Here is a 26948-nt window from a genome sequence, read left to right as displayed (position 1 = left end):
TTGGCCCGCCAAAATACGTCCGGATATCCGAATTCCGTAGGGGATTTTATTCTAAATGACGGTATTATGGTAGCTCTCATGCAAATGAGACCGATCTGATCCAGAAATATTCGGCGATATAACATCGTGTTGTTTCATTTCCTCCATTGTTTGATCGGACACGTCTATGGCCATCGGCCATAAGACCGTCACCGCCCGTCGTTCAATTTGATCGAAAAGGCAGTTTACGGGAATGCGCAGATTGACCTTAAACGCGGCGCCAAGCTAATACCAGAAAGCACAATTCGAAACGGGTGCGTCCAGCTTCCATCGCTGGGCGTCGGTTCGACTGACTGTGGGGGTCAGGTTGCGCAAGTCGTTCGGGGGTGGTTTTGCGCGTGCGTAGCAAGATGGCGCGGGCGGGAGGGCTCGCGCGCTGGCTGAACGAATCCGTTTCGCGGGTGGCGCTGGCGCCGCGCGAGGCACGCCCGGCCTTGTCCTTCGAGCCGCTGGAACCGCGGCTGCTGCTCAGCGCCGACCCCCTCACGGCGCAGCTCGCCATCGATCTCGGCACCATCGATCCGGGGGCCGCCTCCCGTTCCGTGCTGCTGCGGGTGGTGGAACAGGGCGACGTGCAGAAGACGCATAAGCTGCAGGTCGTCAATACGCACGACAATTCGATCGTGCGCGAGGACTCCGCGGATTCCCTGCTGATGGTGTCCCTTCTCGGCACCTCCGGGAATGACACGGTCACGCTCGGCGAAGGCTTCCCCACCACCACCAAGGTGCTGTTCTCCGGCACCTCGGGCGACGACCGTCTGATCTTCGACACCACCGACGACACGCAGGTCATCGACGAGCTGATGGTCCGCCGCGTGGCTGCCAAGTCGGGCCTGATCGCGGTCGACGGCGTCGCCGCGGTGCTGTTCGATCAGGTCGGCTCGGTCGAGATCAAGTCGAAGACCAATTTCCTCACCGCGTGGGACGACCGCTCCGGCGCCAATGATCTGGTGCTGGCGGACGCCGATCCCTCCGCCACCGACGGACGGCTGGTGCTGGCCGACAGGGGCGGCGCCGCCGGATCGGGCCTGCTCTTCCGGGGGCCGCTGAAGGCCCTGGAGGTGTCGGGCTCGCGCACCCTTTTCCAGGGCGACCATATCGAGGTCCGCACGCTCGATCCCGAGTTCGCGGCGGACCTGCACGTCTCGACCGCGCGGGGCTATGACCCCTTCGCCGACCAGCAGGAAACCGACACCGCGCTCGACGGCTCCGCGACGGCTTTCTTCACCGGCCTGTCCACGGGCCCGGCGGAGGCGGGCGCGAGCGGGAACCAGGTGTTCGCCTATCTCACGAACGGCGGGTCGATCGCGGTCACCGGCAATGTGTCCACCGGCGCCGGGTCCGTGACCCTGATCGGCGACACGCTGAGCGTCGGCGGATCGACCCAGGCGGCGCGCATCGACACGTCGGACGCCGGCGGCGCGGCGGGCTCCATCGACATGGCGGCGCGCGCCCTGACCATCGGGCGCGGCAGCGCCCTCTATGCCGGCGCCCCGTCCGCGGGCGACGAAGGCGACATCACCCTTTCCCTGGAAGCCCGTGAATCCGCCGTGCGGGCCTTGCTCGGCACCCTGGTTCCACTCAGCTTCGATCGCCAGACCACCGGCCTTTCCATCGCCGGCGCCACCATCACCGGCGGCAATGTGGAGATCAGCGCCACCGCCAGTTCCGGCACGCTGGACGACGTGGACCTGGGCGTCGCGATGCCCGAACTGCCGGATTTCGTGCTGGACGCGCTGAAGGACAAGCTCAGCGCCATTCCGGGACGGGAGGCCGCCGGCATCGGCCTGTCCAATATCGCGGCGGCGGTGTTCTTCCAGGGCGCGGACGCCACCATCTCCCTCACGGACACGCTGATCCGCGCGTCGGGCGATGTTTCGGTGTCCTCCACCGCGACGGTCGCCTCCCGGCCCGAGGCGGACGTGGATCCGGACGAGAACGACCGTCCGACCGGGGTCCAGATCTCGGTGGGCGTCGGCAGCGCGGCGTCCAAGGTGGGCGTGACGCTGGCCGGCACCACGCGCATCGAGGCCGGCGGCGACGTGCTGGTGACGGCCGAAGCCGAGCTGGAGGTGGAGGGCGCCGCCAAGGCGGCGGGCAAGAGCTCCGGCACCGCCGGCACGGCCAAGTCCATGGCCGTGATCGTCGGCATCATCGACCTCGACGCCCAGGTGACGATGCAGAGCGGCGTCGTCATTACCAGCGCGGGCAACGTCAATCTGCTGGCCAAGGGCAGCGTGAAGATGAAGACGGAGGCCGGCGTCACCACGGTGGGTGATGCCAAGGGCGCCGTCGGCCTCGCGCTGGCCTTCAGCACGGCGAACGTCCAGACCCGGATGGACGGCCGCATCGACGCCAGGGGCACCATTCAGGCGGCCCCTCCGGAGGGCGAGAGCTCGGAAGGCACGGTCGCGTTCGACGGCGACGACGCGCGGGTGATCGATCTCGCTCAGGATCTGTTCTCGGTGGAGAAGCACGGCTTCGCCCAGGGCCAGCAGGTCTTCTACAAGGCCGAATCCTCGCCCGTGCTCGGCCACGCGGTCGAGGCCGAGCCGGTCGGCGGGCTGGAGGACGGCAAGGCATATTATGTGATCGCCCTTGACGACGATCATTTCCAGCTCGCCGAAAAGCCCACGCTCGACCTCGGCACCGACGCGCTGGACGCGAATTCGGTGCAGACCTTCTCTATCCCGGAGGCGGTGACCGGCAGCCTCAATGCCGTCGACGGCGACACGATCCGCATCGACGGGCACGGGCTGAAGACCGGCGACCGGGTGCTGTATCAGGTGCCGGCCGGCGAGAGCGCCATTTCCGGGCTCACCGCAGGCCAGACCTATGTGGCCGACGTGATCGATGCGAGCCAGTTCCGCCTGAAGACCCTGGGCGGCACCGTCGTGCAGGTGGCGCAGGGCAGCGCCCTCGGAACCCATGTGTTCCGCACCGAGGACGCCGCCGACGCCCGCGCCATCGATCTCGCCACGAACCCGGTGGACGGGGCGAAGAACACCCTTCGCGTGCAGGACCACGGCTTCCGCGACGGCGACAAGGTCCGCTACGATGCGACCGGCGGCGCGATCTCCGGCTTGGTGAACGGCCGCGACTATCTGGTGGAGGTGGTGGACGCCGACACCATCCGCCTCACCGATCTCGACGGCAATGCGATCCACCTCGCGGCCGGCGGCGCCAGCGGGACGCAGCGCCTGGTGGCGGTGCACGAAGCCTCGCTCAGCCTGATGCGGGTGAACGCCGCGGCGAACACCATCACCCTGCGCAACCACGGCTTTTCTAGCAATCCGACGCATCCCACCACGGTGCGCTATGCCCTCGACGGGTCGGGCGATACCGACCGGCTGCCGGGGCTGAGCACCTCCGGCACCTATCTCGTCAGGGTGATCGACGCCGACACGTTCCAGCTCCTGGATGCCGCCACCAGCGCGCTGGTCGACATCGGCGCGCCGACCGGCGGCGGCACGCATATGTTCGCCTTCCTCCGCGACGGGGTCGCCATCACGGCGGCACGCGATGTCGACGCCGCGACAGACGTGATCACCGCCGTCGGCCACGGCTTCACGGACGGACAGCAGGTCGTCTACCGCGTCGATCCCACCAAGACGCGCACGGTGGAGCAGACCGTCGAGGACGCGCAGGGCACGGTCACGACACAGGACGTGAGCCTCAAGGACGCCGCCATCTCCTGCCTGCGGGACAACGGCACCTATTATGTGGTGGTGGTGGACGCCGACCATTTCCGCCTGGTGGAGTCGGCGGCCGACGTCGCCGGCGCCCATGCCATCGACCTGACCGCCCTCGGCACCGGCGACAAGCACAGCCTCAGCGAAACCGATCTGACCACGGGCGTCGGCATTCACGCCCAGCTCGAGGTCGAGCTGGAGAACGCGGCCGAGACCGAATCCGGCGCCGAGGAGGAAGAGGACGCGGGCGGTAGCGGTTCCGGCGGCGGTTCCTCCGCGGGCGGGTCCGACGACGCCGACGATTATGCCAATTTCTTCTTCGGCGATACCGGCGCGGACGATGCCGTGCCGCAGGATGAGGCCGCCACCGCCGACACGCCCGCCAAGAAGGGCGGGACGGCCGTTGTGAAGGACGGCACGGAAGAGGCGGGCGACGCCGAGAAGAAGGCGCCCAAGGCCGGCGCCAACGGCGGGCTCAGCATCGGCGGCACCGTCGCCTTCCTCTATACCAACCATGATGTCGGCGCCCTGGTGGGCACCGATCCGGCCGCCCGCGCGCAGATCAATTCCGGCGCCGACGTGGACGTGAAGGCCGCGATCGAGCAGAAGAGCGTTCTCAACGCCAAGAGCCTGACCGTGAAGCCGGAGGATGGCGGCTCCGCCTCCGACAAGGCGGTGGCCCTGGCGGTCACCGTCGGCATCTACAACAACGACACCAAGGCGCTGATCGGCGGCCAGGCGGATGTGAATGCCGCCGCCACCGTGACGGTGGAAGCCAAGACCGAATATCCCTTCCTCGCGGACCTCGAGGACGTGATCGGCGAAAGCCCTTCGGACTTCTTCGACAAGCAACTCGAAGCCTTCAACGAGGACCCGGCCGACGCCCGCGAAACCTTGATGGACGGCACGCTGGGCTTCTCCCAGCTGGTCAACAACTGGTCCGTGGCGCTGGCCAATACCGGCGCCGCCGGCTCCATCGGCGTGTCGGGTTCCATTTCCACCCTGGTGTATGACGACAGCGCGGTCGCCAAGATCCAGAGCGGCGCGCGCATCAACCAGCGCGAGGACGATCCCGCGCGCACGGCGGACGATTTCTTCGGCCTGCCCTGGGCCGCGGCCGATGATCAAAGCGTCGCCGTGAATGCGGAAGTGGTGCACGAGACCGTCGATATCGTCGGGCTCGGCAATTGGTCCCTGGGCGAGGGCATGGCGGATACGATCCGCGAGAACGGGCTGGCCGATGCCGCGAAGGGCGGCGACCTGGTGGACCTGTTCAATCGCAGCGGCGGGTCCGGTGCCGGCGGCTCGCTGGGGGTCGCGGTGTATCTGACCGACACGGTGGCGCGCATCGAAGGCGACGTGAAGGTGAAGGTCGGCGCGGAGGGCGCGCTCGACGTGACCGCCAGCGAGACGCTGACCCGCGTCGCCCTCAGTCAGGCCGGCGCGCTGGCGGGCGACGACGCCAATTATGCCATCGCCGGCTCGGGCCTCGTCACGGTTTCCCGCGCCCGGATCGATGCCGGGATTGTCGCCACGGCGGCCGGCGCGCCGCAGATCACCGGCGGCGGCGCGGTCACGGTCTCGGCCGAGAGCGACGGCTATATGTTCGATCTGGCCGGCGCCTTCGTCTGGGGCGGCTCCGGGACCAAGAGCATCGGCGTCAGCTTCGGTGTCTTCAATATCGATCGCGACGTGAGCGCCTTCATCGGCGCGGATTCGGCCGGCGACATCTATGCCACGCAGCCGGCGCGCATCACCATCGCCGCCTCCGAGCTGACGGTGGAAGGCAAGGTCACCAACACGGCGGTGAACATTATCGCCGCCGGCGCCGTGAGCGGCCCCGCCCCCGGCGGGGGAGAGGCGCCCGCCGACGAGCCGGACGCCGGCGCCAAGCAGGAATCCGACCTCACCGGCGATCTGAAGCCCTCGACCGCCATGCAGGGCGGCGACGCGGACTCCTCGGCCGACAGCACCGCGGGCCAGGCGAGCGGCCTCGACCAAGCCAAGTCGGCCCCCTCCTCGCGCAGCGGCCTCGGGCTGGCCGGCGCCGCCTCGGTGTGGGTGGGCAACGACACGGTGCGCGCCTATGTGGACGCGGCCGGGGCGATCTCCGCCTCCGACGTGACGGTTTCCGCGCAGAATGCGGCGGACCTGCTGAACGTCATCGGCGGCGCCTCGCTCGCCTATGGCGGCCAGGGCGGGACGACGATCGGCGGCGCCTTCTCGGTGTCGGTGGCGACCTCGGTGGTGGAGGCGTTCGTCGCCAACCGCATCGCCAATCCCACGCCGAGCAATGCGCTGACCATCACCCTCGCCCCGGCGGACGAGCCCGCCCCGGCGACCGGCACCCGGCCGGGCAAATTGCAGGTGGAAGCGCTCCAGGACGGCGATATCGACACCTTCACCGTGGGCGTCGGCGTCACCACCAATGCCCAGGCGCGGGGCTTCGGCGGCTCGGTATCGGGCACCTATCTCGGCAGCACGGTCAGTGCCTTCATCGACGGCATCGATGTCCAGCGCGCGCCGGACGACACGGACCCGACCCGGCCCGTGGACGCCGCGGACGTGGAGGTGAACGCCGACAACAATCTGAAGCTGTTCACCATCGGCGGCGGGGCCGGAATCTCGTCGAGCGGCGGCGGCATGGGCGGCTCCGTGGCGCTCAACATCCTCGCCTCATCCACCCAGGCGCAGGTGCTCGGCACCACGCGCCGCGCGACACTCGACCTCGGCGGCGGGGACCTCGCGGTCGCCGCCACCAACGACCAGAGCATCGAGGCCTATGCCATCGGCGCCGGTGTCGGCGGCGGGTCCAACCTATCCGTCGGCTTCACCCTGGCCGCGAACATCATTTCCACCGACCGCAAGATCTTCAGCAGCTCCAAGAGCGCCGTGACGGGCGCGACGCTGGCCAATGCGGACGTGACGGCCGGCGCGGTTTCCGTGAGCGCGGAGAATGACGCGCGCATCACCGCCGTCGCCGGCGCGCTCGGCCTCTCCGGTGGCGGCAGCGGCTTCGGCGCCGCGCTGGCGTGGAACCAGATCGCCACCACCACCCGCGCCGACATCATCTCCGCGAGCGTCCGCACCTCGGGCGATGGCGTCACGCTCGCCGCGCTTTCCAACAGCGCCATCGCGTCGCTTGCGGTGGGCGCAGGCCTCGGCGCCAGGACCGCGGTCGGCGCCTCGCTCTCGGCCAACGGTATCATCGATAAGGTTTCCAGCGCCATCTCGGGCCTGAGCTTCATCGACGCCGAACAGATCGACCCTCTGACCGGCGGCGATGTCTCGGTGACCGCGCAGGATCGCTCCTCCATCCGCTCGCTGACGGGTGGCGTCGGTCTCTCCCTGGGCCAGACCGGCGTGGGCGCGGCGGTGGGCGTGAACTTCATCGTCAATTCCGTGGAAAGCACCATCGCGGTCGGCGGCCAGGGGCAGTTCGACGGCGCGACGCAGAGCGCCTTCGTGCGGGCCGACGGCGACGTGGACGTGGCGGCGACGCAGAAGGCGGCCATCAAGACCATGTCGCTCGGCTTCGCGGGCGGCGCGCAATCCGCCCTCGGCGGGTCGGTCTCGGTGGAGGTGATCAAGGACAAGGTCGCGGCCGGCATCGACGGCACGTCCGTGGTCGAGGCCGGCAACAATGCCCGCGTGCGCGCCGCGAACGAGGCCACGGTGACCGCCGTCGCGGGGCAGGCGTCGATGGCCGCCGGCAGCGTCGCGGTCGGATTGTCCGCGACGCTGCTCGCGGTGGCCAATGTCACCGAGGCGCGGATCGCCTCCGGCGCCGTGGTTTCCGCCGGCGGGCGCCGCGCCGCCTTCAAGGATCTCGACGGCGCGGACCGGCTGGGCGTGGGCGTCGAGGCCAGCTCGACGCTGCCGCTGCTGCTGATCGCCGCGGCCGGTTCGCTCGCGGGCAGCTCGGCCCTGGCGGGCGCCATCAGCGCCACCTCCGTCAGCGACAGCGTGAAGGCGACCATCGGCAAGGCCGACCGCAGCGGCGGCCGCGTGACCTCGGAGCGCGACGTGGTGGTGGCCGCGCGCGGCGATCTCACCCTCACGGGCGTCGCCGGCTCGCTCGCCATCGGCGGTTCGAACGGTGTCGGCGCCGGTATCGACGCGGGCGTGATCACCCGCACGGTGGAAGCCTCCATCGCCTCCGGCGCCAGCGTTTCCGGGCGCTCGAACGTGGTGGTCTCGGCGCAGGACAGCGCCTCGAACCTCGGCATTTCCGCCGCGGGCGCGGTGGGCGGCACAGCCGCCGGCGCCCTCACCGCCGGCATATCGGTGGCGAACCTGACGACACGCGCCTTCATCGGCGACGGCGCCTCCGTGGACAGCGACGGCAATGTGGTGGTGCGCGCCAATTCCGACCTGTCGCTGACCACCATTTCCGCCAATCTGTCCGTTGGCGGCACGGCCGCCATCGGCGTGCCCCTGGCGCTCGGCATTCTCACCGTCGACACCGAGGCCTATGTCGGCCAGGGCGCCAGCGTCACCGCCCTCGGCAATTGGACGGGCGCTGCGGTGGAGGACGGCACCTTCACCGCCTCCGCCGACACCGCGCCCGACACTTCCACCACTCCCGGCAGCGTCGGCTTCGACGACACCGCGGTGACCGGCACGTTGATCACCGTCGCCGGCCATGGCTATGCCTCCGGACAGGAGGTGACCTACGTGACCGAGGGCGAGACGCTCGGCGGCCTCACGGACGGCGGGCGGTATTATGTCGGCCGGGTGGATGCCAACACCTTCGCGCTTTACCGCACCGCCGAGGCCGCGAAGGCGGGCCTTGCCGCGGACCGCATCGCGCTCACCGACACCGACCTCGCCCATGTCTCGCGCCACGCGCTAACGCCGGTGCTCGCCCCGCGCGCACCGGAAGTGGATAACGAGTCGTTCTCCCGGGATCTCGACGACAACGCCCATGCCGCCGCGGCCAGCAGCACGCACCGGGGCCTGTCGGTGGTCGCGGTCAACACGACCTCGTTCGTCGGCGTGGGCGCCGGGCTCGCCATCGGCGGCACCGCCTCCGGCGCGCTGGCCGGCAGCGTCGCGATCCACGACATCGATACCAGCGCCGAAATCCGCGCCGGCGCGAAGATCAATGACGGGGCCTCCCCCTCTTCCGAGAGCGAAGTCTTCGTCGCCGCCGGCCGCAGCTATGAGACAGTGAGCGTCGGCGGCGGGCTCGCGGCGTCGGGCACCGCGTCGGGCGCGATCGGCGTCAGCGGCGTGATCCTCTCGGGCGAGACCCAGGCTCGCATCCTCGGCACGCAGGGCACACCGACGCTCGTGAGTGCCGGCGGCGACGTGAGCGTGAGCGCGCACGCGAGCGCCGATCTGATCCTGGTGGGCGCCGGCGCCGGCGCCGCTGGCGTCGTGGGCCTCGCCGGCAGCTTCACCATCGCCACCTTGGACACCACGACCCTCGCCAGCATCGACGGCGGGGTGACCGTGACGAGCGGCGCGGACGTGAGCGTGACCGCCTCGGACACCACCGACCTGATCCAGGTGGCCGGCGCGGCCGGCATCGGCGGCACGGCCGGCGGCGCGGGTGCGGTCGACTATATCTCCTTCGAAAAGACCACCAAGGCGCTGATCGGAGACGGCTCCTCGATCACCGCCACCGACGGCACGGTTTCGGTCGAGGCGACCTCGTCGGAGGAGCTGACCACGGTGGCGGCGAGCCTCGGCGGCGGCCTGATCGCCGGCATCGGCGGCTCGGTCGCTTATGTGGACATGGATTCCGACACCACCGCCGCCATCGGCGAGAATGCCGGCCGCGCCCCGGTGGTCACCGCGCGGGACGTCCGCATCGCCGCCACGAACACCGCCGACCTGACGCTGATCACCGGCGCCGGCGGTATCGGACTTGTCGCCGGCGGCGGCTCGATCGCCCTCGGCACCCTGCGCAACGACACCAAGGCCTCGATCGGCCCCGCCGCCCAGGTGACGGCGGCCCGCTCGATCGAGATCGCCGCCACCTCCGACTGGGCCGTGGACGCCACCGCCATCAGCGCCGGCGCCGGGCTCGGCGCGGCGGCGGGCGGCGTGGTCGTGTTCTCCATCGGCGGCAATCTCGACGACACCTACGAGACCGACGGCAAGACCGGGCACGCCCTGACCGGCCAGGGCGGCGACGTGAGCTCGACCACCAACGACATGCTGAGCGCGGTGTTCGACCGGCTCGGCACGGGCGGCAGCGGCGGCGGCGCCTCGCAGGGGGCGGCGGACGCGGATCGCCAGGCGCGGGCGCGCGCCCGCCAGGTGAGCGCGCCAACCTTGGAAAGCGCGGGCACGAACGTCGATCCGAGCGGCACGTCCGCATCGGTGCGCGACGGCGCGGTGGTGAAGGCGGGGGCCGCGGGCGGCGCCGGCAGCCTGGCCGTGCGGGCGACGCAGACCCTCGACGTCACCGTGCGGGCCGGCGGCGCGGCGCTGGGCGCGGTCGGCGCGGGCGTCGGCGTGGCGGTGATCTCGGTGGACGCCGACGTCTCGGCCTATATCGGCAAGGCGGTCTCCGTCTCCAGCGCGGCGCCGGGCGCGCGCGTCAATGTGGAGCTGGCGACCAACCGAAACAGTGTGTTCGACGTGCTCGGCTTCGCCGGCGCCGGCGGCGGCTTCGCCCTCGGCGGGGCGGTGGCCGTGATCAAGGACGCGAGTTCCGTCTCGGCCTTCATCGGCGCGCGGCCGGCCATCGGCTCCGCGGCGGCGCAATCCGCCGGCCCGAACGACGGCGCCATCCTGACCCAGGTCGGCACGGTGAGCGTGCGCGCCGCCAGCACCGACGTGCTGGCGCAGAGCGTAACCGCCGCCACGGTCGGCGGGGTGGCGGTGGGCGTCGCCCTGCTGTCGGCAACGCAGGATGTGGACGTCGTGGCCGCGATCGGCGACGAGACGCAGATCGGCGCGGACGCAGACGGCGCACGCGCCTCCTCCATCACCGTGGACGCGGTGCGCAGCACGCTGATCAAGCCGCGCGACGCGAGCGTGCTGGGGCATGCCATTCCCATGGCGCTCGCGCTCTCGGCCGGCGGACTGAGCGCCCAGGCCGGCGTGGTGCTGATCGATGTCGGCGGCTCCACCACCGCCACGGTCGGCGCCAATGCGGACCTGAATACCGACGGCATCTTGCGCGTGAAGGCGGATTCCACCTCCACCATCCGGGACGCCAAGGTGGAGGGCGGCCAGCTCGGCGCCCTCGCGGTCGGCGTCGTGGTGGTGAGCGTCATCGCCAATCCGCGCACGTCGGTGTCGGTGGGCACGGGCGCGAGCCTGCGCGGGCGCGACCTCACCCTCCTCGCCCAGAGCCGCGCGACGGTGACGGCCTCGGGCCAGTCCTCCTCGCTCGCTCTCTATTCCGGCGCCGGCCTGCTGGTGAACGTGGATGCGGCGCCGCAGACCACCGTGAGCGTGGGCGCGGGTGCCCGGATCATCGGATCCAGCGTTTCCATCGGCACGGACGCTGGTCTCGATATCTCCGCGAGCGCGGACGGGCGCAGCCTCGCGCTGCGCTCGGTGGTGCTCGCCAAGGCGGAGGCCGTGGCCGGCCAGGTGAGCACCACCACCATCGAGGGAGACGCGATCCTCTCCGCGAGCGGCAACCTCGACCTGGTGAGCGCCTCCTCACAGACAGTCAGCGCGACCGCCATCGGCGGCAGCGGCGGCGCCATCGCCGGATCGCTGGCGAACGCGAGCGCGACCAACACCAGCACGGTGGCGACCCGGGTGCGGCCCGGCGCCGAATTGCGGGCGGGCGGAAATCTCACCATCGATTCCCGCACCGCCAGCGACATCGCGGCGGTCGCCAAGACCAATTCGCTCGGCGGCGCGGCGGGATCGGACGCCGCCACGAAGGTGATCCAGAACAGCACCGCCGTCACCGACGTGCAGGCGGACGTGCTCTCGGCCGGGCAGGCCCTCAATGTGCTGGCGACCGTCAACGGCCTGAAGCTGACGTCCGCGGCCGAGGGGCTCACCACCGCCGGCGTAAGCGACACCGATGCGACCTCCGAGGTGGGCGGCACCGGCTCCCTCGCCAGCGTCAGCATTTCCGGCATCGCCGCCCTCACCGCCGACGCGGTGACGCTGAAGGCGTCCCAATACCGGATCGACGAACGCTCCAACGCCAATGCCCGCATGACCGGCATCGGCGGCGACACGGACAGCACCAGCCGGTTCCACGGCCAGACAGACACCACCATCGCGGTCGCGCGCAACGTCACGATCTCCGCCCGCACGGTGGATGTGCTCGCCGACGCGCAGCCGGACGCGGTGCTGATCAGCAGCGCCCAGAAGCATTCCGCGCTGATCGATCTCGGCGATGCCACGACCGTGCGGGAAGTGGTCTATAACCGCGACATCAATTTCAACGGCAAGGTGAGCCTCGCCGGGCCGTCGCGGCCCTCCATCACCATCGACGCGCAGGGCCGGGTCACGCAGGCCGGCATCGATGTCGACGTGGTGGTGACCAACGACCGGGTGATCGTGTCCGACATCCTGTTCGGCCAGGCGGGCCCCTCGCGCGCGCTGTTCCGCATCACCCCCACCGCTTATGACGCCGACACGCAGAAGGTGGCGAGCGGCTTCGTGGAATCCACGGAGACCATCCGGGGCCTGGACGCGACCTTCACCGGGGTCGATGCCTTCGACACCGTGACCATCGACAATCGCTCCGCCGGCGTGTTGCAGCTTGGCGCCATCCGCACCAGCGGCGGCACGTCCACGGCGAGCATCCAGGTGGAAGGCGGCACGGCTTCGGGCGTGTTCGTCAATCCGGTGGTGACGACTTCCGGCACCGCGGCGCAAACCGTCGCCATCTCGTCCGACAGGGACGTGATCCTCACCAAGGGCATCGACAGCTCGGGCGCGGTGTCCGTCGGCAGCCGCTATGGCAACATTCTCGGCTCCGGCGGGCAGTCCCGCATTGCCGGCGCGAGCGTGGCGCTGAGCGCGGACTGGGGCAAGGTCGGCACCGCGACCAACGCGGTGGTCGTCAATGCCGGCCTCGTGAATGCGGTCGCCAACAAGGGGATGCGGATCGAGGCCCAGGGGGACCTCACCATCGGCACCCTCGACAACCGGGGCCTGTACGCGGACGACGGCATCGTCGCCCTCGCGGCGAGCGGCGCGATCCGCGCGGCCGGCACGGACGGTGCCGTCGCGATCATCGCCCCGACCCTGCAACTGACCGCCGGCACCACCATCGGCACCCCCGGCCAGGCGCTGCGCGTGTCGTCGGACACCCTGAGCGGCACGGCGGGCGGCTCCATCACCGTGGCCGATTCCGGGTCGCTGACCCTGGGCATCCTCCTGTCCACGACCGGCGACATCGTCGTCTCCACGGTGGAGACCAGTTCCAACACCCAGTCCATGACGCTCGACGGCAACAGCCTCGTGCGCGCCTCGGCGGGAACGGTGACGCTGAACGCGGCGGACAATCTCACCGTCGGCGCCGGCGCACGCGTCGAGGCGGGAGGGGCAGGCGGCATCATCCTGAACGGGGATGCGGCCACATCCGCCGTCACCGACATCTACGGCAGCATCGTGACCCTCTCCGGCGTGCTGAAGGCCGCCGTCGTCACGGTCAATGGCGGCGGCGAGGCGGACAGCATCGTCCTCAACCGCGTGGAGAGCGGCACCGCCCTCACGGTCAACGGGCTCGGCGGAGCGGATTCCATCAGCATCGCCGCGGCGAACCCGTTCGCGATCGCCGGCACCGTCGCCGTGGTTGGCGGCGACGGCACGGACACGGTTCTGCTGGACCTGTCCGGCGCCCCCAATGCGGCGCTGACCCTCGACACGGTCGGCGCGGGCGGAAACCTGTCCACGCGGGTCTCGGGCTTCGGCGGCACCGGCCGTCTGGATCTGTCCGGCGCGACCGCCGGCGACACCCTGGAAATCCGCACCGGCGCAGCCGCCGACACGGCCAGCGTGCGCGCGACGGCCATCGAGACGCTGCTCGATCTCGGCGCCGGCGACGATACCGTCAACGTGGTGGCCGGCGGCGTTGCGAACCTGCTGCGCATCCGCGGCGGCGCCGGCACCGACGCGCTGGTGGTCGATGCGTCCGCCGCCACGGCCAATCTTGCGGGCGTGCTCGACACGGGCGGCCTGCGGGTGTCGGGGCTCGGACCCGCGGCCATCGATTTCGGCGCCTACAACAGCATCGCGGGCGGCATCGAGACGCTGAACGTCAAGCTCGGCAAGGGCGACGACAGCTTCATCGTGAAGGCCAGCGCGGCGCTCGTCGCCACCACCATCGAGGCGGGGCTCGGCAGCGACACCATCACGGTGGGCGATGCCTCCATCGCCAATGCCTTCCTCCAGATCACGTCCGCCGTCACGGCCATCGGCGGCGCGGACGATGCCGTCGCGTTCGCGATGAAGGCGGACGACGTCGCCAATATCGCCTTCACGCTCGACGCGGACGCCGCCGCGCGCGGCACCGCGACCTACAAGACCGACACCGGCGCCGCGACGATGCTCGCCCGCTTCTCCGGCTTCGGCGGCACCACCGACGTGCAGCTGGGCGGCGGCGCCGACACGGTGGCGATCAACGGCGCCATCGGGGCGCTGCGCATCGGCACCAATGGGGGCGCCGACACGGTGAGCCTCGCCCGCTCCGCCTTCCTGGTGACGGCGAACCTCGGCGCGGGCAACGACCGACTGGTGCTGGGCGCGGGCGCCACGAACATCGCCGTGGACGGCGGGGCGGGCAACGAGGACACGGTGGTACTCGACCGCTCCGGCGCCACCGACGCGCTCGCGGTCAATATTCACGACCAGGCCGGCGGCGTCGCGTTCGACGGGTTGCTGGGCGGAGCCTTCAGCTCCAGCGGGATCGAGGGCGTCGACGTGGCGCTCGGCTCCGGCAACGATACCATCACGCTCAACACCACCGCCTTGGCCCAGGGGGCGCTGCGCATCAATGTGCGCGCCGGCGGCGGCAACGACGAAATCCGCGCCGTCAGCATCGGCGGCGCCGTGTTCGTGGACGGCGAGGCGGGCACCGACACGCTGTCCGTCGTGATCCCGCAGACCCTCGATGCCAGCATCACCGCACGCTTCTCCCAGCTCACCAAGGTGGTCGAACGCTTCGTCGCGGACGACAGCTCCAATGCGGTCTCGCGCAAATGGGCCTATAATGGCGGGATCCTGAGCGAGGCGACCGGCGCGCCCCTCACCGTGCTGGACGCGGACGGCGCGAGCGAATTCGTGCTGAAGGCGGGGACGGGCGGCAGCGACAGCCTGACCGTCACCTCCGGCACCGGCGGCGACGTCACCGGCGTGATCAACGGCGACCTGGTGCTGATGTCGGCCGATCCGAGCATCGTCAACCAAGCCAATCCGCAAGCGGATTTCGACCGCCTGTCCGTGATCCTGGGCGTGGTGTCGTTCGACGGCACCATGGGCACGCGCACCTATTCCGAGGATGGGTTCAGCTTCACCATTCCGGTGGCGAAGGCGGTTTCCGACCTCGCGCTGGTGGACGATGGCGGGCGCGTGCTCCAGTCCACCGCCGGCACGACCGTGACCATGAAGACCTCCCCGGCGGGCGGCGTCTTCAGCCTCCAGGGCCTCACCGCGCGCCTCGCCGACGGCGCGAGCGGCACGCTCACCCTCACCGGCACCACGCTGTCCGGGCAGACGGTGACGCTCGCGAACCTCTCCGTGGACGCGACCGGCCGCACCATCCAGTTCGGTGACGATTTCGCCGCGCTCACCGACGTGACCTGGACCTTCAACGGCACCGGGAATCTGTTCGTCGACAGCGTGAAGGCGCTGCGCCTGTTCGATCGCGACAGCGCGGTGAAGTCGCTCGCCAACACGGTCACCGTGCCGGTGATCCAGTTCGGCACCACGAGTGCCTCCACCCTCATCATCGACACCTCGGCTCTCTCGTTGAGCGGCAGCGTGTCCACCGGCGGCCAGCCGTACCGGATGTCCTGGTCGGTGGATAACGCGACCGGCGTCGCCACGCTCACCGTGGTGGGCAACCTGAAGATCACCGACAACACCACCGTGCAGGTGGTCGGCGCGCGCGCCCTGGCGCTCAATGTGCTGGGCGACGTGGAGATCGGCGCGAACGTCACGTTGCAGGCCAATGGCGGCAACGCCCAGGAGGGGGCCGGCGGGGCGCTGGACACGGCCGGGATTTCGGGCGCGGGCGGCGGCGGCGGCGGCACGGCGGCCGCCGGGGGAACCGGCGGCGCCGCGGGCACGGCCGGCCAGGGCGGCGGGGGCGGCGAAGGCGGCGCAGGCGCCCGTGCCAATCGGCGTGATCCCTCCGATCCCCAATACAGTGGCTGGAGCGATTATCACGGCGGCAATGGAACCGCGGGCAGCGATGGCACCGGCGCAACCCAGAGCACCGGCGGTGCGTCCGGCGCCGTGGGCGGAGCGGGCGGCGCGGCGAGCGCGGGCGGAACGGCCGGCGGAACGGGCGCTCCGGCGGCGACGGCCGGCACGGCGGGCACGGCCGGCGCGGGCGGCGATGGTGGCGGCATCGTCACGAACGGCATCGCCTATGGCGGCGCCGGCGGCGGATATCCCGGCAGCACCTCGAATGTCGCCCAGCAGGAGCGCATTCCGCCGGCCATCGACGGCAATTCCACCTATTTCGGCAAGACCTCGGACCAGGCGAGCGGCACCAGTTCCGACGGCACCGCCGGCGGCACGGGCGCGGACGGCCGCGCGGGCAGCGGCGGCAGCAATGCCGGCGCGGGCCTCGCCCTTTCGGCGGGGAGCGGCGGCGCGGCGGGCGGCTCGGGCGCCGGAGGCGGCGCCGGAGGCTCGGGCGGCGGCGGTGGTGGCGGTGCCGGCGGCGGCGGCGGCGGCGCGGTGCGCGATTCCCTCGGACCGCGCGGCCTCGGCGGCGAGGGCGGCTCGGGCGGCGAGGGTGGCGACGGCGCGGGCGGCGGAGCGGGTGGCGCGGGCGGCGCCGGCGGCGCGGGTGGCGGCGGCGGCGGCGCGTTCGCGATTATCGCCTCGGGCAAGATCGTGGCGAAGGGCGGCGGCACGCTGAGCGCCACCGGCGGAGCGGGTTCGGCCGGCACGGCCGGCACGACGGGCGGCGCGGCCTCCACCGGCGCCGACGGCACGGACGGCGCGGCCGGCGGCGGCGGCGTGAACAACGCCGCGAACGGCGCGAACGGGGCCGAAGGCGGCAGCGGCGGCAACGGCGCGCGCGGCGGCGCGGGCGGCGACGGCGCGGGGGGTGCGGGCGGCGCGGGCGGCACGGTGAAGCTCATCGCCACCGACATCCAGATCGCCGGCGTGACGGTGAACGTGTCCGGCGGCAGCGGCGGCGCCGGCGGCGGCGATGCCGCCGTTGGCAGCGCGGGCGGCGGCGGGCGCACCATCGTGCTCGACAATACCGCCGACGCCTCGGGCACCCCGAACATCGTCGGCAGCCAGGCGGTATCCGGCCTGCCCGCCACGGCGGGCGGGGTCCACAATGCGATGTTCGACGGCGACGTGGAAACGGCGCGCATCGTCGGGTTGAGCTACGGCGCCGGCTATGCCGGCCTGCTGCTGGACAAGGACGGCAAGCTGCTCGACGGACGCACCCTGGATTTCGACGCCGCGACCGGCGGCGTGCAGGCGGCGGACGGCAATGCCCTGGTCGCCGTCATGCGGTTCGACTCCATGGCGGCCCTGGCCGCCGCCACGTCCGGCAAGGTGGTGCTGGATCAGGACTATACGGGCTATGACGTGGTGGTCGTGGTGAACCTGACGGGCACCGCCTCCACCGCCGGCGTCACCCTGAATACGCCGACCTTCGGCGTCAATGGCGAGCGGAACAAGGCGCTCGCGGTCGACGGCTACCTGACCCAGACCTGGGATGCCGCCAAGCAGCAATGGGTCACGTCCGTGACCCAGGTGGACAAATTGCTGCCCGGCGCGGTCTGGATCACCCTGGTGCGCGAGACCGACACCGCCTTCACCACCTCGGTGGTGGCGGGCGGCACCACGGTTTCGCTCGACGCCAAGGGCCTGCCCACCGCCATCGCCGACGGTCAGGTCAAATATATCAAGGTGGGCCAGACCGCCGCGGCCGCCTCCAGCGATCTCCAGGGCCTCGACGAGGCGGTCCGCGCGACCAATGCCTCGGGCACGGTGTTCTACGGCGTCGACAAATCCACCAATACGCTGGTGGTGATGGACCAGGACGGCACGGTGCGCCAGGCGTTCCGCCAGGGCGTGGAGGGACGCTCGGAGCTGGGCGCGCTCGGCACCATCGCCGTGTTCTCCAATCAGGTGTGGGTCAACGCCACCAATGCCGCCAACGAAACCGGCGTCGCGGTGTTCACCCGCGCGGCCGACAATACGCTGACCTTCAGCTTCTTCAGCATCGGCACCCGCAATGCGCAGCCGGCGGCGCCGGAGGGCAGCAGCGGCCTCTATACCTTCACCATCACGCCCTTCGTGGCGGGGGGCTCCGGCGTCACCACGACGCTGAAGGTGGATGCGGCCTCCGCCTCCCTTTGGTCCACCAACGCGGCCGGCGTCACCACCGAGGTGGTGCGCGACGGCAAGCTGCTCGACAGCGTGCCCACCGCTAACAACGCGCCCGCCGGCGTGCGCCCCACCTTCACCAGCCTCACCGACATGCGCATGGATGGCGCCTTCGTGCGCATCAATGCGACCGTCAGCACGGGCGGACAGGGTCAGCTCCAACTGTTCCGCGACGCCAATACCGGCACGCTCTATTTCTATTCCTTCACCACCAGTTCCGGCACGCCCCTTTCCACCTCCGACGGCACGGCCGGCCAGAGCGTGGCGAGCGCGATCCGCTATGTCGCGCGCCCCGAGCTGAACGGCTTCGACGTCTACAGCGGGACGACCCTGATCCAGGAAGTCCGCCAGGGCGTGGACGAGGCGCGCGGCGCGACGCAGATCAGCGATTTCGCGGTGGCGCCGGGGGGCAAATACGTGCTCGCCCTCAACGCGAACGGCGCGATCTCCGTGTTCGAGCGCGACGATACCACCGGCAAGGTCAATGGCCGCGCGATCCAGGTGTTCCGCCAGGGCTCGGGCGGCGCGAGCGGCCTCGTCGGCGCCAGTTCGCTGATCATCGGCGACCGGACGGGAAATGTCCTCACGGTCTATGTCACCAGCGTCGGCAATCTGTCCGAGCGCGGCGGCATCGCCACCTTCCAGATCGACCTGTCGGAAGTCGTGACCCCGCGCGATTCGGTGTTGCGCCACACGGGCGTGGAAAACCTCGTGGTGGAGACCGGCGGCGGCTCCGACCGCATCTCTTATGTCGGCGCGGTGGCGGCCGGCGTCACCTCGGTCACCATCAATACCGGCTCCGGCGCGGACAGCGTGGTGCTGTCCGACGTGGGCGCGCTGACCACCGTCAATCTCGGCGCGGGGGACGACAGTGTCTCGATCCGCGCGGAGACGGCGGGCGCGCGGATCACCGCGCTCGGCGGCGATGGAAACGATGCGTTCGACGTGGTGACGACCGGCGCCGGCGCCGCCACCCAGACCACCCTCTCGGGCGAAGGCGGCAACGATGCCTTCGTCATCTCGCGCATCGGCACCGACGCCAGGCTGAATGCTTCGGGCGGCGCGGGCGACGATACGTTCACGGTCTATGGCACCGGCACGGGCGCGGTCAGCGTGCTCGAAGGCAATGCCGGCAAGGACAGCTTCGCCCTGGTGCGCCTCGCCGCTTCCAGCACCACCGTCTATGGCGCGGATGCCAATGGCGGCACCGCCGGCGACGACGTGGACACGGTGAGCGTGACCGGCCAGGGCATCGCGGCGGGTGCCACCACCACGCTGAATGGCGGCGCGGGCATCGATGCGCTGGTGTTCGATCCCGGCAGCGGCACCATGGTCACCTACACCGCGGGCGGCGCGCTCACCAGTCCGGCGGGCGCACTGGTGTTCGAGAATGGCCAGGTGGGCGTCTCCGGCTTCGGCCGCGTGGTCTATTCCAGCTTCGGGATCGCCCCGCCGCCGCCGGCCCCGCCGAGCGGCGGCCCGGCCCGTGCCCTGCTGCCGCCCTCCATCGCCTTCGCGCCGGTCTCCGCCACCCAGGAAGGCGCGGGCCTCACGCTGCGGGTGAATGTGGCCGACACCGGCAGCGCCGCCCTCACCAACGGCGTCGTCTCCTTCGATCTCGACGGCGACGGGCAGTTCGGCGACAAGTTCGCCGCCGTGGTGGACGGCGTGGCGCTCCTGACCCTCGGCTGGCTCGACCTGCTGGCGGCGGGCATCAGCGACAACGGCGCCTTCACCTTCGCCGCCCAGGCGGTGAACGAGGATGGGCTTTCCGCCGTCACCAGCGTGCGCGTGAGCGTGGCCGACGCCAAGCCCACCGTGTCCCTGGTCGCTTCGGCGAGCACGGTCACGTTCGGCAACGCCGCCACCGTCAGCTTCTCCGCCAGCGATCCCTCCGCCGCCGACGTGCCCACGGGCTGGCAGGTCGACTGGGGCGACGGCACCGTTCAGGCCTTCGGCGCCAGCGTGCGCGAGGCCGGTCACACCTATCAGGCGCCGGGGACCTTCCAGGTGAAGGCGGGCGTGCTCGACAAGGACAATCCCACGACCGCAACCTTCTCCGCGCCGGTGGCGGTGAACGTGGTGATGCCCGCGCCCTCGGCGGCGCCCGGCGGCGCCAATGCGGTGACCCTCGCGCCCGCCACCATGACGGCCGGCGGAACCGTGCAGCTCGCCGTGACGGCGAGCGGGACGCCGACCGGCTATATCTGGCGCATCAACAATGTGGCGGTGCCCGCGCTCTCCGGCGCCACTCCCACCTTGACCTGGGCACAGGCGAAGGCCGCCGGCATCGACAGCAACGGCAGCTTCGCCAACGCCATCTCGGTGGAAGTGGTCTATGGCAGTGGCGGCAGCGCCCAATCGGTGATCCGGCAAGCGGCGCTCACGGTCGCCAATTCCGCGCCCACCTTCCTGTCCTTCACCCAGTTGAACGCCGGGACGGAAGGCGCCACCACGCCCGACGCCCAGGCGTCCGTCGGGTTCGTCGGAGCCACGGACGCGTCGGCCTTCGACGCGGCGCGCCTGCGCTATGATTTCGATTTCAACAATGACGGCACCTGGGACCTGGTGGACCAGTCCACCGCCTCCGTCCTGGTGCCCGCGGCGTTCGCGCAGGTGTCCGGCACGCTCGTGGTGAAGGGGCAGGTCAAGGATCCCAGCGGCGCGCTTGCGGTCGGCTACGCCTCCGTCACCATCGCGGACGTGCCCGCGAGCCTCGATATCGCCGGCACCGGCACCCAGGTGGAGGGCTCGCCCTACGAGATCACGCTGACCGCGAATGATCCCGGCTTCGTCGATCCCAACCTGTGGTGGATCGCCGGCGACCGCATCCTCGGCTGGACCGTGGATTGGGGCGATGGCGATACGCAGTCCCTCTCGTCGGGAACCAGCAAGACGCTCTCGCACGCCTATCGCGACGATATGGGCTACGTCATCACCGTTTCCGCGCGCGACAGCGAAGGTGTCTCCAATTCGGCCACGCACGCCGTCGCCATCACCAATGCGCCGCCGGTCCTGAGCACCATCGCCGTCTCGACCGCGACGCCTTCGGAAGGCGGCAGTTTCCACCTGACCGGCGACATGGCCGACGCGGGCGCCGATGACGCGCGGCGCCTGACCGTCGACTGGGGCGACGGCACCAGTACGGTGCGCGACATCGCCGTCGGCGCGACGCATTTCGACCTGACCAAGAGCTATGCGCAGGATTCCGGCGCCGGCAGCTATAACGTCACGGTCACGCTGAGCGATCTGGAGGGCGGCACGGACGTGCAGACCTTCCAGCAGCGGATCGCCAATGCCGCGCCCGTGGTGACGGAGCTTTCGCTCTCCGCCAGCGTGGTCGACCAGATGGCGGCGGTGCAGATCTCGGGCCGCTATACGGACCTCGGGGCCGCGGACCAGCACGATGTGAGCATCGACCTCGGCAACGGCACCATTCTGTCCGGCGCCCAGGTGCAGGTGAATACGGCGGACCGCAGCTTCACCGCCACCGCCGTCTATCCCCAGGCCGGCAGCTATCAGGTGAAGGCCATCGTGACCGATCGTGCCGACCCCGCCTCCAAGGGCGAGCGCGGCACCTCCGTGACCATCGTCAATCCCCAGGCCTCGATCCGCGACATCACCGTGAACGGAGTGTCGGCGAACGCCCAGCGCGCCGCCAACGCCCCGGTGGTGACGATCGACAAGGGCGAAACGGTCGCGGTCGCCTTCACCCTGTCCGATCCCGGCCAGGGCGGCAGCTATGTGGTGCAGCTGGATTGGGGCGACGGCAGCCCGCCCGCCCTCCTCGCGCCTGCCGGCTCGGTCTATGACGCGGCCACCAACCGCACCACCAACACCTACGCCGCCGCACGCGTCTTCACGCGGGGCGGCGGCAATGCGGCGGATCCTTCGGGCACGGTGGTGAGGGTCCTTGTGGGCGAGGGCACAGCGCTCCCGTCGCTCGCCGGCAGCTTCGCGGTGGCCGTGCGCAATGCGGCGCCGGTCATCGGCGCGCTCACCGTGTCGCCCTCCCCGGCGCAGGAATCCGGCGAGGTCACGGCCCGCCTGGTGTTCTCCGACGCGGATGCCCTCGACACCCATGCCGCCCTCTTCACCTGGGGCGATGGAACCACCACCGAGCTCGACGCCGGCGCCCGCCAGGCGGAAGCCGGCGGCGGCTATTCCTTCACGGCGACGCACCGCTATGCGGACAATGCCTCGGGCGGGGCGGACTATACCGTCTCCGCCACCGTGAAGGACCAGGATTTCGGCATCGCCACCAACACCGCGCGGGTGCCGGTCGCCAATGTGGCGCCCACGCAGATCGTGCTCAGCCTCGATGAGAGCACCATCGTCGAGGGAGAGAGCGTGACGCTGCGCGGCACCTTCCTCGATCCGGGCAATCTCGACACCCACACCGTCACCGTCGACTGGGGCTTCGGCGCGACCACGCGACACGAGACCTTCACGCTCACGGGCGGCGAGCGCAGCTTCGTGCTGCAACACCAATATGAGGACGGGGTTCGCCTGGCGTCCAACGGCCAGCCCCTGCCGGTCCGCGTCACCATCACCGACAAGGACGGCGGCCAGGGCACCGGCGCGCTGGATGTTTCCGTCTCCAGCGCCCCGCCCGCGATCGCAGATCTCAAGCTCAACGCCAGCAGCATTTCCGAAGGCGCCGCCGTCCGGCTCACCGGCCGGATCGTCGATGCCGACGTTCTGGACGCCCATCGGGTGGAGGTGAACTGGGGCGACGGCCATGTGCAGACCGTGGCGCTCGCCCTCGGCGATCGCGCGATTGATCTGACCCACACCTATGCGGACGACGCGCGCACGGCCATTTCGGCGGAGCGTTATCCCGTCTCGGTACGCGTCGTGGACGCCGTCGGCGCGGAAGCGACTGCCGCCCTGGACATCGCTGTCACCAACCTCGCCCCGCGGGTGGACGGCCTCTCCTTCGCCAGCGCGGTGGACGAAAACGGCATCGTCACCCTCACCGGGCGCGTGTCGGATGCCGGCGCCGGCGATGCGATGCAGCTTTCGGTGCTCTGGGGCGACGAGGCGCCGGGCGCGGCCGGACAGTCGCTCGTGATTGCCGGGGACGGCAGCTTCACGGCAACGCACCGCTATCTCGACGATGCCCGCTCCGCCGGAGCGGCCGCCGACAGCTATTCCCTCACCCTGCGGGCGACGGATGGAGTGACCGCCTCCACCACCACCCGCGCCGTCACCGTTCGCAACGTCGCGCCGGTTCTGTCGGATGTGACGGTGAACGCGTCGGCGGAGGAGAACGGCATCGTCACCCTCACCGGGCGCGTGAGCGACGCGGGCACCCGCGATCTGCTGACGGTGGCGGTCACCTGGGGCGACGAGGCCCCCGGCGCCCTGGGCGAACAGGTCCGCCTCGCGGCGGACGGCACCTTCACCGCCACCCATCGCTATCTCGACGATGCCCGTTCCGCCGGCCTGAACGCCGACGCCTATCGCGTCACAATCGTCGCCGGCGACAATGCGGGCGCCGAGGCGCGCGTCGAGCGCAGCGTTCTCATCATCAACGCCACGCCGACGCTCGCCGACCTCCTCCTCACCCCCGCGATCCGGGAAGGCGGCACCGCCCGCCTCACCGGCACGATCCTCGATGCCGGCACCCGCGACACCCATGTCGTCACGGTGGACTGGGGCGACGGCACGGTGAGCGACTATGCCTTCGCCGCCGGCGAACGGACCATCGATCTCACCCATTCCTATGCCGATGACGGCCAAAGCTTCGGCGGACGCAGCGATGCCTATGCGGTCAGCGTCTCCGTGCGCGACAACCGCGCCGCCGCCGCGGCGCCGCTGGCGCGGTCCGTGCGGGTGGACAATGTCGCCCCGAGCCTCGCCGGCGTGACGCTGGACGCCACGCTGGACGAAGGCGGCACCGCCACGCTCACGGGCCGCGTCACCGACCCCGGCCTGCGCGATACCCACACGCTGGTGGTGTTCTGGGGCGACGAGGCCCCGGGCGATCCGGGCACCTCCGTCACGCTGGAGGCGGACGGCGCCTTCCGCGCCAGCCACCGTTATGCCGACGACGCCCGCTCCGCCGGCAAGGGCACCGATGCCTATGCCGTCCTGGTCCGCGCCACCGACAATGCCGGCGCAAGCGTCGAGGCGAATGCCGCCGTCCTGGTCCGCAACGTCGCGCCGACGCTCTCGGGCGTGACGGTGACGCCGGTCGTGGATGAAAACGGCGTGGTGATCCTCACCGGCGCCCTCACCGACCCCGGCCTGCGCGACACCCAGGAGGTCAGCATCCTGTGGGGCGACGAAGCGGCGGGCGGCCCGGCCGAACGGGTGCGCCTCGCGCCCGACGGCACCTTCTCCGCCACCCATCGGTATCTCGACGATGCCCGCTCCGCCGGCGGGCACACCGACGCCTATGGCGTGGTGGTGACGGCGATCGACAATGCCGGCGCCCAGACTCAATCGAGCGTCCCCGTCACCGTTCGCAACGTCGCGCCGGTTCTGTCGGATGTGACGGTGAACGCGTCGGCGGAGGAGAACGGCATCGTCACCCTCACCGGGCGCGTGAGCGACGCGGGCACCCGCGACCTGTTGACGGTGGCGGTCACCTGGGGCGATGAGGCCCCAGGCGCCCTGGGCGAACAGGTCCGCCTCGCGGCGGACGGCACCTTCACCGCAACCCATCGCTATCTCGACGATGCCCGTTCCGCCGGCCTGAACGCCGACGCCTATCGCGTCACAATCGTCGCCGGCGACAATGCGGGCGCCGAGGCGCGCGTCGAGCGCAGCGTTCTCATCATCAACGCCACGCCGACGCTCGCCGACCTCCTCCTCACCCCCGCGATCCGGGAAGGCGGCACCGCCCGCCTCACCGGCACGATCCTCGATGCCGGCACCCGCGACACCCATGTCCTCACGGTGGACTGGGGCGACGGCACGGTGAGCGACTATGCCTTCGCCGCCAGCGAACGGACCATCGATCTCACCCATTCCTATGCCGATGACGGCCAAAGCTTCGGCGGACGCAGCGATGCCTATGCGGTCAGCGTCTCCGTGCGCGACAACCGCGCCGCCGGCGCGGCGCCGCTGGCGCGGTCCGTGCGGGTGGACAATGTCGCCCCGAGCCTCGCCGGCGTGACGCTGGACGCCACGCTGGACGAAGGCGGCACCGCCACGCTCACCGGCCGCGTCACCGACCCCGGCCTGCGCGATACCCACACGCTGGTGGTGTTCTGGGGCGACGAGGCCCCGGGCGATCCGGGCACCTCCGTCACGCTGGAGGCGGACGGCACCTTCCGCGCCAGCCACCGTTATGCCGACGACGCCCGCTCCGCCGGCAAGGGCACCGATGCCTATGCCGTCCTGGTCCGCGCCACCGACAATGCCGGCGCAAGCGTCGAGGCGAATGCCGCCGTCCTGGTCCGCAACGTCGCGCCGGCCTTCGAGGATCTGTCCATCACCAAGGCCGGCGGCCCCGGCCAGGTCCTGGTGAGCGGCCGGGTGCGCGACGACGGTGCCCTCGATGCCCACAAGGTGACGATCACCTGGGGTGACAGCTTCACCAGCGAAGTGGACGTCGATCCGCTCGCACGAACCTTCTCGGCCACGCATCGCTACCGGCACGAAGGCGCCTTCACGGTCATCGTCACCGCGGTCGACACTGCGGGCACGCCCTCCCAGGACAGCACCTTAACGGTGCGGCTGATCAATCCCGGCTCGCCATTCGCCTCCGCCAATGACGGCGGCACGCAAAACGACAGTGCGGCCGCGCTTGCGAACCTTCTCGCCGGCGGAACCGGGACTCGCGCGGGCGGGGACGGCAGCCCCATCGCTCCGCGCGGCAACGGGGGACCGGCCTTCTTCGGCACGGGCCCGGGGCCGCAGAACACGCCGGGCGCGATGATCGGGTCTGCGGCCAGCACGGGCAACGACCATCATGTCGAGACCCATGGCGGCGGCAAGCCCCAGACATGGTCCGGTGCCGGCAAGAAGCCCGGCCAGAGCCAACCGCAGGGCCCCGAGCAGGAACCGGGATCCCAGCCGGGACAAGATCCCGCGCGCAACCAGGATGCGGGTCCCGGCCAGGAGCCGGGCCAGGGGCAGGGCCAGGGGCAGGGCCAGGGGCAGGATCCGGTTCTGGGTCGGGAGCGGGCCCCCGGCGCCGATCAGGGCAGCCGGCAGGACCCGGCCGGCGATGGGGTGCCGGACCAGGGCCGCGTGCACGGCCAGGACCCGGCGCCGAACCCGCAGCAGGATCACGGCCACACGGATGTGCCGTCGCGGTCCGGCGACTGCCAGGTCGCCACGGCGGGGTGCACGACCCATTCCGCCATCGAGGCGCCGCCGCTCCCGCTCACGCGCCTGGAAGGGATCGCGCAATCCGGCATCCTGCTGCCCCAGGCGCAGCTCGCCGGCCCGTTCCAGTCGCCGTCCGCCGTCCCGTCCGCCGGGCGCCCGTTCATCGCCATTCGCAGCGACGACGGCGCGGCCGGGCAGACCGCCCCGGTGGACATGGGCTTCGCCTCGGCGGCCGCCTACGGCCTGTTCAGCCTCACGGCCGCCGACCGGCATGCGGCGAAAACCCGCCGGCAGAGGGCGCGGGAGCTGCGGCAGGCGCTGCAACTCGGCACCGAGGCCGATTGGATGCTGGGTGGCGATGCCCTGGATGCGCCGGAAGGATGGGAGGCGCATGCCCCGCACGGCTGA

At 71.0% G+C, this 26948-nt stretch carries 1 protein-coding gene; it reads left to right on the top strand.

Annotated features, from left to right (window positions below):
- The first annotated feature begins 377 nt into the window (after positions 1–377).
- Positions 378–26948, top strand: coding sequence for a PKD domain-containing protein (locus V5F84_RS07080; RefSeq protein WP_509277174.1), 26571 nt, complete (start codon positions 378–380; stop codon positions 26946–26948).

Origin of the sequence: Roseixanthobacter liquoris, from assembly GCF_043195135.2 — a bacterium.
In the GTDB taxonomy this organism is placed as follows: Bacteria; Pseudomonadota; Alphaproteobacteria; order Rhizobiales; family Xanthobacteraceae; genus NCEH01.
This window is presented reverse-complemented; position numbering and strand designations above follow the sequence as displayed.